At 73.6% G+C, this 12,602-nt stretch carries 6 protein-coding genes; all 6 read left to right on the forward strand.

Translation table 11 applies throughout. From position 1 onward, the window contains the following. Nucleotides 1-392 precede the first annotated feature (392 nt). The 6 genes from ABD981_RS22050 (at nucleotide 393) to tmk (ending at nucleotide 12,560) form a co-directional block, all read left to right on the forward strand. The gene (locus ABD981_RS22050) at nucleotides 393-2,747 is read left to right on the forward strand and encodes a sodium-translocating pyrophosphatase (protein WP_046910176.1); all 2,355 of its coding nucleotides are present in this window, start codon (nucleotides 393-395) and stop codon (nucleotides 2,745-2,747) included. 233 nt (nucleotides 2,748-2,980) lie between these two features. Beyond that, on the forward strand, nucleotides 2,981-3,604 hold the full coding sequence (locus tag ABD981_RS22055) for a prolipoprotein diacylglyceryl transferase (RefSeq protein ID WP_046910175.1): 624 nt from the start codon (nucleotides 2,981-2,983) through the stop codon (nucleotides 3,602-3,604). A gap of 93 nt (nucleotides 3,605-3,697) precedes the next feature. After that, complete coding sequence (locus ABD981_RS22060; protein WP_046910174.1) at nucleotides 3,698-5,242, forward strand: DUF7059 domain-containing protein; 1,545 nt, start codon at nucleotides 3,698-3,700, stop codon at nucleotides 5,240-5,242. 451 nt (nucleotides 5,243-5,693) lie between these two features. Beyond that, entirely contained in the window at nucleotides 5,694-5,891 is a 198-nt protein-coding gene (locus tag ABD981_RS22065; protein WP_046910173.1) for a hypothetical protein, read from the forward strand. 234 nt (nucleotides 5,892-6,125) lie between these two features. Further along, nucleotides 6,126-8,975 carry a type I DNA topoisomerase gene (topA, locus tag ABD981_RS22070; RefSeq protein ID WP_046910172.1) on the forward strand — a complete coding sequence of 950 codons (2,850 nt, stop codon included), beginning with the start codon at nucleotides 6,126-6,128 and terminating at the stop codon, nucleotides 8,973-8,975. Between the two features lie 132 nt (nucleotides 8,976-9,107). After that, entirely contained in the window at nucleotides 9,108-12,560 is a 3,453-nt protein-coding gene (gene tmk, locus ABD981_RS22075) for a dTMP kinase (protein ID WP_123954891.1), read from the forward strand. The last annotated feature ends 42 nt before the right edge of the window (nucleotides 12,561-12,602 follow it).

Consider the following 12,602-nt stretch of genomic DNA (forward strand, 5'->3'; position numbering starts at 1 on the left):
CGGCACCAGGACCGGACGATCCCGGCCGCCCCGAGACGGAGAGAAGAGGCCCTGCCCCGCAGGGCCTCTTCTCGTTCCCCGGGCCGTTCCCCGGGCCGTTCGCCGGGCCGTTCGCCGGGCCGATCCCGGGGCCGTTCCCTGATCCCTGATCGTTCCCCGGACGGTTGCCCGAGCCGCTCCCCGGCCCCTTCCCCGGGCCGATCCCCGCACCATTTCCCACCCATTCCCACCCATTCCCGCCCGTGGGCCGGCCGCCAATGGTCCGGTCGCATTACCGCATTCGGCGGTACTTATGAGGTATTCGGGAATTACCATTGCGGCTACCCGTTTCGTGCGGGTTTCCCTCCTTAGAATCCGTCCTGTCCTGACCTCGCGAACGTCAAGGAGGACGAATGGCGGGTCTTGCCGCCGCGGTGCTCACCCAGGAGAACCGCGTCATCGTGATCGGCGTCGCGGCCGTGGCGCTCGCGGCGCTGGTCGTGGCCCGGCTCCTCGTCCGCCAGGTGCTGGCGGCCGGCGAGGGCACGGAATCCATGAAGAAGATCGCGGCCGCCGTCCAGGAGGGCGCCAACGCCTATCTCGCCCGGCAGCTGCGCACCATCGGCGTCTTCGCCGTCGTGGTGTTCTTCCTGTTGTTCCTGCTGCCCGCCGACAACTGGTCGCAGCGGGCCGGACGCTCTCTGTTCTTCCTGGTGGGCGCGCTTTTCTCGGCGACCACCGGATATCTCGGCATGCGACTCGCCGTGCGCGCGAACGTGAGGGTCGCGGCGGCGGCCAGGGAGGCCACGCCCGGCCCGGGCGAACCGGAGCGCGACCTGACGGATGTGGCCCACCGCGCGATGAAGATCGCGTTTCGTACGGGTGGCGTGGTCGGCATGTGCACGGTCGGCCTCGGCCTGCTCGGGGCCTCCTGCGTCGTCCTCGTCTACGCCGCCGACGCGCCCAAGGTCCTGGAGGGATTCGGGCTCGGGGCGGCGCTCATCGCGATGTTCATGCGGGTGGGCGGCGGCATCTTCACCAAGGCCGCCGACGTCGGTGCCGACCTCGTCGGCAAGGTCGAGCAGGGCATCCCCGAGGACGACCCGCGCAACGCCGCCACCATCGCCGACAACGTGGGCGACAACGTCGGCGACTGCGCGGGCATGGCCGCCGACCTCTTCGAGTCGTACGCCGTGACGCTGGTCGCCGCCCTCATCCTCGGCAAGGCCGCCTTTGGCGACGTGGGCCTCGCCTTCCCGCTGATGGTGCCCGCGATCGGCGTCCTGACCGCGATGATCGGGATCTTCGCGGTCGCCCCGCGGCGCACCGACCGCAGCGGCATGACCGCCATCAACCGGGGCTTCTTCCTCTCCGCGGTGATCTCGCTCGCCCTGGTCGCCGTCGTCGCCTTCGCCTACCTCCCGTCCTCCTACGCCGACCTCGAAGGCGTCACCGATCCCGGCATCCCCACCCACGGCGGCGACCCGCGGGTCCTCGCCCTGGTCGCGGTCGCCATCGGCATCGTGCTGGCCGCGCTGATCCAGCAGCTCACCGGCTACTTCACCGAGACCGGCCGGCGTCCGGTCCGGGACATCGGGAAGTCCTCGCTGACCGGCCCCGCCACCGTGGTCCTGGCCGGCGTCTCCATCGGCCTGGAGTCCGCCGTCTACACGGCGCTGCTGATCGGCCTCGCCGTCTACGGGGCGTTCCTGCTCGGCGGCGCCTCCATCATGCTGGCGCTGTTCGCCATCGCCCTCGCGGGCACCGGGCTGCTCACCACCGTCGGGGTGATCGTGGCCATGGACACCTTCGGCCCGGTCTCCGACAACGCCCAGGGCATCGCCGAGATGTCCGGCGACGTCCAGGGCGCGGGCGCGCAGGTCCTCACCGACCTCGACGCCGTCGGCAACACCACCAAGGCGATCACCAAGGGCATCGCCATCGCCACCGCCGTGCTCGCCGCGGCGGCGCTCTTCGGCTCCTACCGCGACGCCATCGCCGGCTCGGTCGCCGACGTCGGGGCGAAGGTCACCGAGACGAACCTGTCCATGGACATCTCCCAGCCCAACAACCTGTTCGGGATGGTGCTCGGCGCCTCGGTCGTCTTCCTGTTCTCCGGACTCGCCATCAACGCCGTGTCCCGGTCGGCCGGTGCGGTGGTCTACGAGGTGCGGCGGCAGTTCCGCGAGCACCCCGGGATCATGAACCACACCGAGCAGCCCGAGTACGGACGGGTCGTCGACATCTGCACCAAGGACGCGCTGCGCGAACTCGCCACGCCCGGACTGCTCGCCGTCCTCGCGCCGATCGCGGTCGGCTTCTCGCTCGGGGTCGGCGCGCTCGGCTCGTACCTCGCCGGGGCGATCGCCACCGGTGCGCTGATGGCCGTCTTCCTGGCCAACTCCGGTGGCGCCTGGGACAACGCGAAGAAGCTGGTCGAGGACGGGCACCACGGCGGCAAGGGCAGCCCGGCCCATGCGGCGACCGTCATCGGCGACACGGTCGGCGACCCGTTCAAGGACACCGCGGGGCCCGCGATCAACCCGCTGCTGAAGGTGATGAACCTGGTCGCGCTGCTGATCGCGCCCGCCGTGGTGCAGTTCAGCTACGGGGACGACGCCAGTGGCGGGCTGCGGGCGTTGGTCGCCGTCCTCGCGCTGGTCGTCATCGTGGGCGCGGTCCGGTTCTCCAAGCGGCGTTCGGTGGCCGTGGACGACGGATCGGCGGAGCGGAACGGGTCGTCGCGGGACGCGACGGTGACGCCGTAGGCCCGCGTCCGCCCGTCCGGCCGTGGGCTCCGTCTGCTTCCGGCCGCCGCGGCTCCGGCCGCGCGTGACGCGCCGTCAAAGCAGGGGCGGACGTCCCGTTCTGACGTGACGTCCGCCCCTGTCTGCTTGGTGCAAACGACTGCAATATCGGATGAATCGGTCCCACGAACGGTGGAAGTCACCCGTCCGGCGTGTATGTTCCGGGGCCGAGAGCCTTGGAAGGGACCGATCCGGTGAACAAGAAGCTTGCGGCCGCGCTGTCCGGCGGTGCGGTACTGGTGCTCGCGCTGTCGGGTTGCAGCGACGACAAGGGCGACAAGGTGAACGACTGGGCCAAGACGTTCTGCGACCAGGCGCAGCCGCAGATCCAGAAGCGGGCCGACGCGAACCAGCTGATCATCTCCACGGCGGCCGACAGCAAGCCCGTCACGATCAAGGCCGCCGACTCGAAGGCCTTCGCCGACATCGCCGCCGCCGACCGCGCGCTGGCCAAGGCCGTCGAGAGCGCCGGGGCGCCGCCCGTCGACAACGGCGAGAAGGTCCAGCAGGACGCCATCAAGGAGCTCAACGCCACGGCCGTGGCCTACGAGGGCCTGAAGAAGCAGGTCGACGCGCTGGACACGTCGAACCAGCAGAAGTTCGCCGACGGCCTGAAGGTCGTCTCCGAGAACCTCGGCAAGATCCAGAACATGGACCAGGACGCCGTCGCCAAGCTCCAGGCCGGCGAACTCGGCCAGGCCATGGCCAAGCAGCCGGGCTGCCAGACCCCGTCCGCCTCCCCGAAGCCGGGCGCCCCGGCCTCCCCGAAGACGGACTCCACCCCGGTCACCAAGTCGACCGCCTCGCCCAAGCCGTAGCGGGGCCACGGGCCGTGTGCGGGCCGGTCCGGCGCATCGCCGGGCCGGCCCGCACGCCGTCGTTGGCGGCCGTTGTCGGTGGCGCCCGTCACAATGGGGCACGTGAGTACGACCAGCACGACCCCCAGCCTCCCGGTGCCCACGCACGCCGTCCGACTGCGCGAGGCACTGCTCGCCGCCGACTTCACCGCCGACGGTCTGCTCGACCTGCTCGGCGCGCAGGCCTATGCCGCGCTCGCCCGCAGCGAGACCGTGCCCGCCCTCCGGGCGACCCGCGGGGACTCCCCGCTGGAGACCCTCGTCCGCCTCTTCCTGCTCCAGCGGTCCGTGGCGCACGAGCGGGCCGCCGCGGCGCTGCCCCTGGCGGAGGCGCTCGCCGACGGCTGGGTCGTCCGCGAGGACGACACCGTGCTCGCCACCGTCGACGTACGGCCGTACGGCGGGCCGGACGGCGAGGACTGGTTCATCGTCTCCGACCTCGGCTGCGCTGTCGGCGGGGCCGGCGGCATCGGGAAGAAGGACGAGGGAGTCGTGCTCGGCGTCGGCGGGGCCTCCACCACCCTCGCCGGCATCACCGTCCGCACCCCCGTCGCCACCGCCCTCGACCTCGGCACCGGCTCCGGCATCCAGGCGCTGCACGCCGCCCAGCACGCCACCCTGGTCACCGCGACCGACCTCAACCCGCGGGCCCTCGACTTCACCCGGCTCACCCTCGCCCTCTCCGGGGCCCGGGGCGCCGAGCTGCTGACCGGTTCGCTCTTCGAGCCGGTCGACGGCGACACGTACGACCTGATCGTCTCCAACCCGCCGTTCGTGATCTCCCCGGGCGCCGGGCTCACCTACCGGGACGGCGGCATGGGCGGCGACGACCTGTGCCGCACGCTCGTCCAGGAGGCCGGCGAGCGGCTCAACGACGGCGGATACGCCCAGTTCCTCGCCAACTGGCAGCACGTCGAGGGCGAGGAGTGGCAGGACCGGCTGCGCTCCTGGGTGCCGCGCGGCTGCGACGCGTGGATCGTGCAGCGCGAGGTCCAGGACGTCACCCAGTACACCGAGCTGTGGCTGCGCGACAGCGGCGACCACCGCGGCGACCCGGACGCGTACCGGGAGGCGTACGGGCGCTGGCTCGACGAGTTCGAGGCCCGCAAGACCAAGGGGATCGGCTTCGGCTGGATCACCCTGCGCAAGAGCGCGGCCGTCGCCGCCGGCCAGGCCGAGCCGTCGATCGTCCTGGAGGAGTGGCCGCACCCCGTCGAGCAGCCCCTCGGCGACACCGTACGCGCCCACTTCGAGCGCCAGGACTACCTGCGCGGCCGGGACGACGCGGCGCTGCTCGCCGACCGCTTCGCCCTCGCACCCGAGGTCGTCCAGGAGCAGGTCGGCCTGCCCGGCGCCGAGGACCCCGAGCACGTGCTGCTCCGCCAGAACCGCGGGATGCGCCGGGCCACCCGGGTGGACCACGTGGCGGCCGGCTTCGCGGGCGTCTGCGACGGCACGCTGAGCGCCGGGCGGATCCTCGACGCCATCGGCCAGCTGACCGGCGAGGACCCGGTCCTGCTGCGGGACCGCACCCCGCAGGCGATCCGGCTGCTGGTGGAGGAGGGCTTCCTGCTGCCGGTGACCGACGACGCCGGCTGACCGACGGCGCCGGCTGACCGACGGCGCCGGCTGACCGACGGCGCCGGCTGACCGACGACGCCGGCTGGCGGCCGCAGCAGCCCGCCGGGGCCGGCGCCGCCCGCCCCGGCACCTGCCGTGCACCCCGGGCCCTGACACCCGCCCCGGATCCGGGGCCCTGACACCCGCCCCGGATCCCGGCGCCGCCTCCGCCCCGCCGGGATCCGCGCCCCCCCGGGGCTTCGTCCGAGGGGAACTTCCGATGGGAACTTCCGACGGGAACTTCCGATGGGAACTGACGGTCGGTGAGGTGACGAAGAAGGCCGGACGCACGGGGAAGTACCGGCCATCCTCGTGAAACCGTCCGGTGCCCTCCGCGCCGTTCACCGGGAATTCGCCCTGCTGACGTCGTGGGGTGCCAGCCTCGGCTCCGGGAGCCGGAGACGGCACGGTGACGGAACGGGGTACGGGCATGGAGAGCGGGCCGGCGATCTTCGCGGGAGGGGCGTTCACGCTGTTCGGGGCCGCACTGCTGGTGTGGACGGGGGTCCGGGTGGCGCAGGGCGAGCCCGTCGCGCTCGGCGTCGCGCCGCGGCCCGCCGCGGTCCTCGCGGGCCTCTTCGGCGCGGCCTCCCTGCTTCTCGGGATCTGGTGCTTCGGGCGTCCGTGAGGGTGCCCCGGTACGAGTCCCGCCCCGCCGGTCCGGCAGTCCGGGCGGCAGGAAGGGCAGGAGTCGGGTTACCGTTCGAGTGGCCGTTGCGGGCTTTCGCCGTTTGACACGGGGGCGGGTTGTACCGTCACACTCCGCAGCGACGGCAGTGTCACCTTGTGCCGCTGCCGTGCGTGCCAGCGCCGTACGTACGCAGTACGTGCCGGAGAGCGTCGACCGGAGAGAAGAGCGAAGTTGTCCCCGACCAGCGAGACCGCACAGGGCGGCCGCCGACTCGTCATCGTCGAGTCGCCTGCCAAGGCGAAGACGATCAAGGGCTACCTCGGCCCCGGCTACGTCGTCGAGGCGAGCGTCGGGCACATCCGCGACCTCCCGAGCGGCGCCGCCGAGGTGCCCGAGAAGTACACCGGCGAGGTGCGCCGCCTCGGCGTCGACGTCGACCATGACTTCCAGCCCATCTATGTCGTCAACGCCGACAAGAAGGCGCAGGTCAGGAAGCTCAAGGAGCTGCTGGCCGAGTCCGACGAGCTCTTCCTCGCCACCGATGAGGACCGCGAGGGCGAGGCCATCGCGTGGCACCTCCAGGAAGTCCTGAAGCCGAAGGTCCCGGTCCACCGGATGGTCTTCCACGAGATCACCAAGGACGCGATCCAGCAGGCCGTCGCCAACCCGCGCGAGCTGAACAAGCGGATGGTCGACGCCCAGGAGACCCGCCGCATCCTCGACCGGCTGTACGGCTACGAGGTCTCGCCGGTCCTGTGGAAGAAGGTCATGCGGGGCCTGTCCGCGGGCCGCGTCCAGTCCGTCGCGACCCGGCTCGTCGTCGAGCGCGAGCGCGAGCGGATCGCCTTCCGCTCGGCCGAGTACTGGGACCTCACCGGAACCTTCTCCACCGGCCGGGCCGGCGACCCCTCCGACCCGTCGTCCCTGGTCGCGCGCCTCGCGACGGTCGACGGCAAGCGGGTCGCGCAGGGCCGTGACTTCGGCGCCGACGGCCGCCTGAAGACCGAGAACGTGCTCCACCTCGACGAGGAGAAGGCCCGCGCGCTGGCCGCCTCCCTCGCCGACACGCGCTTCGCCGTCCGCTCGGTCGAGTCGAAGCCGTACCGCCGCTCCCCGTACGCCCCCTTCCGCACCACGACCCTCCAGCAGGAGGCGAGCCGGAAGCTGGGCTTCGGTGCGAAGGCGACCATGCAGGTGGCGCAGAAGCTGTACGAGAACGGCTTCATCACCTACATGCGTACGGACTCCACGATCCTGTCCGACACGGCCGTCGGTGCGGCCCGTGCACAGGTCACGCAGCTCTACGGCGCCGACTACCTGCCGGAGAAGCCGCGCGTCTACGCCGGCAAGGTCAAGAACGCCCAGGAGGCGCACGAGGCGATTCGTCCTTCGGGTGATCGTTTCCGCACCCCCGCGGAGACCGGGCTGACCGGCGACCAGTTCCGGCTCTACGAGCTGATCTGGAAGCGCACCGTCGCCTCCCAGATGAAGGACGCGACCGGCAACTCCGTCACCGTGAAGATCGCCGGCGCCGCCGCCGACGGCCGTGACACCGAGTTCTCCGCCTCCGGCAAGACGATCACCTTCCACGGCTTCATGAAGGCGTACGTCGAGGGCGCCGACGACCCGAACGCCGAGCTCGACGACCGCGAGCGGCGCCTGCCGCAGGTCTCCGAGGGCGACGCGCTCGCCGCCGAGGAGATCACCGCGGACGGCCACGCGACCAAGCCGCCGGCCCGCTACACCGAGGCCAGCCTGGTCAAGGAGCTCGAAGAGCGCGAGATCGGCCGCCCGTCGACGTACGCCTCGATCATCGGCACCATCCTCGACCGCGGCTACGTCTTCAAGAAGGGGACGGCGCTCGTGCCGTCGTTCCTCTCCTTCGCCGTCGTCAACCTCCTGGAGAAGCACTTCGGGCGGCTCGTCGACTACGACTTCACCGCCCGGATGGAGGACGACCTCGACCGCATCGCGCGCGGCGAGGCCCAGGCGGTGCCGTGGCTGAAGCGTTTCTACTTCGGTGAGGGCGGCGGCTCCGGCGAGGGCGGCGCGGCGGACGCCGGCAACGGCGACGGCGACCACCTCGGCGGGCTGAAGGAGCTGGTCACCGACCTCGGCGCCATCGACGCCCGGGAGATCTCCTCCTTCCCCGTCGGCGACGGCATCGTGCTGCGCGTCGGCCGCTACGGCCCGTACGTCGAGCGCGGCGAGAAGGACCAGGAAGGCCACCAGCGCGCCGACGTCCCCGAGGACCTCGCGCCGGACGAGCTGACCGTCGGCTACGCGGAGGAGCTGCTCGCCAAGCCGAGCGGCGACTTCGAGCTGGGCACCGACCCCGTCAGCGGCAACCAGATCGTCGCCAAGGACGGCCGCTACGGCCCGTACGTCACCGAGATCCTGCCCGAGGACACCCCGAAGACCGGCAAGAACGCGGTCAAACCGCGCACCGCCTCGCTCTTCAAGTCGATGTCGATCGACACGGTGACCCTGGACGAGGCGCTCAAGCTGATGTCGCTGCCGCGCGTGGTCGGCGCCGACGCCGAGGGCGTCGAGATCACCGCGCAGAACGGCCGCTACGGCCCGTACCTGAAGAAGGGCACGGACTCGCGGTCGCTCACCGACGAGGAGCAGCTGTTCACGATCACGCTGGAGGAGGCGCTGGCGATCTACGCCCAGCCCAAGCAGCGTGGCCGGGCCGCCGCCAAGCCCCCGCTGAAGGAGCTGGGCACCGACCCCGTCAGCGAGAAGCCCGTGGTCGTCAAGGACGGGCGCTTCGGCCCGTACGTGACGGACGGCGAGACCAACGCGACCCTGCGCACCGGCGACAGCGTCGAGACGATCACGCCCGAGCGCGGCTACGAGCTGCTGGCCGAGAAGCGGGCCAAGGGCCCGGCGAAGAAGGCGGCCAAGAAGGCGCCCGCCAAGAAGGCCCCGGCGAAGAAGACCGCCGCCAAGAAGACCACCGCGACCAAGACGGCCGCGGCGAAGAAGACGGCCGCCAAGAAGACCACGACGGCCAAGACCACCGCGGCGAAGAAGACCGCCACCGCGAAGAAGGCGGCGGCCGCCAAGCCGGAGTGACGATCCGGCACGCGCGTCCGGAGTGACGCTGCCGACACCGTGGGGAGGGCGGGGGCCGTGGCCCTTGCCCTCCCCGTCTGTTTGTTCGGGCGAAGGCCGCGGGGAGCAAGGGCGTCCGGATAGGGTGGACGGATGACGCGAGCAGAGCAGCCAGACACCGACGCCGCACTCGTCGCCGATTCCCGGGAGCGTGCCGTACGGGCCCTGCTGCGCCATCAGCCGCTGCGGCGGCTGTGGAGCGCCCAGGCCGTCGGCGGCGTCGGCGACGCGCTCGCCGTCCTCGTCCTCATCCTGCTCGGTCTCCAGGCGGCCGTGGCCGACGGAGCCCTCGGCGGCGGGTACCGGGGCGCGGCGCTCGCCGTGGCCGCGGTCATCGGTACCCGGATCCTGGCCGCCGTCCTCTTCGGCGCCGTCCTGCTCGGCCCGCTCACGGCGCTGACCGCGCCCGGCGGCCCGCTCGACCGCCGCTGGACCATGATCGGCGCCGACGGGGTGCGGCTCGCGCTGCTCGTCGTCGCTCCGCTGTGGATCGACTGGACCCCCGACAAGGCGCTCTGGTTCCTGCTCGGCACCGTCTTCGTCACCGGAGCGGCCGAACGCCTGTGGACCGTCGCCCGCGAGGGCGCTGCCCCCGCACTGCTGCCCGCCCCGCCGATCGAGGGCGCCGCCGTCCGGCCGCTCCCCGACCACCTGGGCGCGCTGCGCACCCTCAGCCTGCGCACCGGCTTCCTCGCCGTGCCCGCCGCGGCCGGGGTGCTGCTGCTCGCGACCCTGGTCGGCAACCTGCTCGGCAGCGGCATCGACTGGTTCTCGCTGCACCAGGCGGCCCTCGGCGCGTACGTCGCCGCCGGGCTCTTCGCCGCCTCCGTCTCCGTGCTGGTCCCGCTCACGCTGCCCGGCGACCAGACCCCGCGGCCCCGCTCGCCCCTGGAGGGCCTGCGGCTCCCCGCCGACAAGGGCCGCACCGGCGCGCTCCCGCTCTTCGTGCTCGCCTGCGGCACCGTCGCCGGCGCCATCGCCGCCGCGGCGGCCGTCGCCGTGCTGCACGCCTACGACCTGGGCGGCGGGCTCGTCACGTACGCCCTGCTGGTCCTCGCGCTCAGCGGCGGCACCGCCGTCGGCATCCGCACCGCGGGCTCGGTCCTCACCGTGCTCTCCCGCCGCCGGCTGCTCGCCCTCGCCGTCGCCGTCACCGGCATCGCGCTGCTCGCCATGGGCCTCGTGCCGGACACGGCCACCGTGCTGGCCCTGGCCGCCCTCGCCGGGTACGCGGCCGGCGTCGCCGCCCGCACCGGGCACAGCCTGGTCGACCAGGAGACCGAGGAGGCCCGCCGGGCCCGCGTCACCGAGCACCTTCAGGCCGTCGCCCGCGCCGCCATCGGCGCCGGCGCCCTGGCCGCCCCGCTGCTCGCCGCCGCGATCGGGCCGCACCGGCTCGCCTCCGGCGGCTTCGTCTTCGCCCACGGCGGCGCCGCCTTCACCCTGATGCTGGTCGGCGCGCTGCTGCTGCCCGTCGCCGCGCTCGTCCTCGCCAAGACCGACGACCGGGCGGGCGTCCCGCTGCGCCGCGACCTCGGCGACGCCCTGCGCGGCGCCGACCCGGCCCAGGCGCCCTCCCCGACCGGCTTCTTCATCGCCCTGGAGGGCGGCGACGGCGCCGGCAAGTCCACCCAGGTCGAGGCGCTCGCCGAGTGGATCAGGGCCAAGGGCCACGAGGTCGTCGTCACCCGCGAGCCCGGTGCCACGCCGATCGGCAAGCGGCTCCGCTCGATCCTGCTCGACGTCTCCAGCGCCGGCCTGTCCAACCGCGCCGAGGCGCTGCTGTACGCGGCCGACCGCGCCGAGCACGTCGACTCGCTGGTCCGGCCCGCCCTGGAGCGCGGCGCCGTCGTCATCACCGACCGGTACATCGACTCCTCGGTGGCCTACCAGGGCGCCGGCCGCGACCTGTCACCGACCGAGATCGCCCGCATCAACCGCTGGGCCACCGGCGGGCTCGTCCCGCACCTCACGGTGCTCCTCGACGTCTCGCCGGAGACCGCCCGCGAGCGGTTCACCGAGGCGCCGGACCGGCTGGAGTCCGAGCCGCCCGAGTTCCACGCGCGCGTGCGGGCCGGGTTCCTGGCCCTCGCCGCCGGCGACCCCGGCCGCTACCTCGTCGTCGACGCCGGCCAGGAGCCGGAGGCCGTCACCACCGTCGTGCGCCACCGCCTCGACCGCGTGCTGCCGCTCTCCGAGGCCGAGGTGAAGGCCCAGGAGGAGGCCCGTCGCAAGGCCGAGGAGGACGCCCGGCGGCGCGCCGAGGAGGAGGCCGCCCGCAAGGCCGAGGAGGAGCGCCTGGAGCGCGAGCGCCAGGAGCAGCTCGCCAAGCTGCGCGCCGAGGAGGAGGCCCGCCGCAAGGCCGAGGAGGAGGAGGCCCGCCGCCTGGAGGCCGAGCGCCAGGCGGAGGAGGCCCGGCAGCGCGCCGAGGAGGCCCGGATCGCGGCCGAGGAGGAGCGCAAGCGCCGCGCGGCCGAGGAGAAGGCCCGCGCCGAGGAGGAGGAGCGGCGCCGCAAGCAGGCCGAGGAGGAGGCCCGGCTGCGGGCCGAGGCCGAGGAGCGGCGCCTGGAGAAGCAGCGCAAGGCCGAGGAGGCCCTGGTCCGCGCGGAGGAGGCACGCCGCCTGGCGGAGGCCGCCGCCGCGAAGGCCGCGGAGGAGACCGCCCGCAAGGCCGCCGAGGAAGCCGCCCGCAAGGCCGCCGCCGAGGAGGCCGCCGCGGCGGCGCTCGCGGCCGAGGCCCAGCGGAAGGCGGCGGCCGCCAAGGCCGCGGCGAAGGCCGAGGAGGAGCGCGCGGCGGCGGAGAAGGCCGCGGCGGACCGGGCCGCGGCGGCGGAGAGGCGTGCCGCCGAGCGGGCCGAGGCCGAGCGGCGCGCCGCCGAGAAGTCCGCCGAGCGGACGGCGGCGGCCGAGGCCGCTGCCGCCCGGACCACGGCGGCCAGGACGGCGGAGTCGGCCAAGACGACCAAGACGGCGGAGTCGGCCAGGACGGCGGAGTCGGCCAAGACGGCGGAGGCGGCGAAGGCGGCGAAGAGCGTCGAGGAGTCGGCGAACGAGGTCACCGTCGCCACCCCGATCGTGACGCCGGACGCGCGTCCGGCCGGGAGCGGGACCGGACGCCCGGCCGGTTCGTCCGCCCCCGCCCCCGCATCCGCCGCGGACGACGAGCCGACCGTGTCCCCCAACGAGGTCACCGTCCCCACGCCGATCGTCCGGCTCGACGACGAGACCACCGTGCTGCCCCGGATCCGGGACCCGCGCGACGCCGGGACCGACGCCGAACGGACGGCCGTGCTGCCGACCGTGAAGGACGCGGCCCCGGCCGACCGGGTGCCGCAGGACTTCTTCCGGGACGGCGGGGCCGAGCCCGAGGGCGCGAACGACCGCACCCGCGAGCTGCCCCAGCTCGACGAGAACGGCCGGCCCAAGCGGCGCTCCGACTGGGCCGAGGAGACCCCGCTCGACGACCTCCCGACCCTCGCGGACGAGCTGCTGGGCCCGCACGACGACGAGGACGGCGGCCGGGACGGCCGCCGGGGCCGCCGCTGAGCACCGGCCCGGCCGGGGGTGCGGCCGGGGTGCGGCCGAGGG

The organism is Streptomyces showdoensis, assembly GCF_039535475.1.
Lineage (GTDB): Bacteria > Actinomycetota > Actinomycetes > Streptomycetales > Streptomycetaceae > Streptomyces > Streptomyces showdoensis.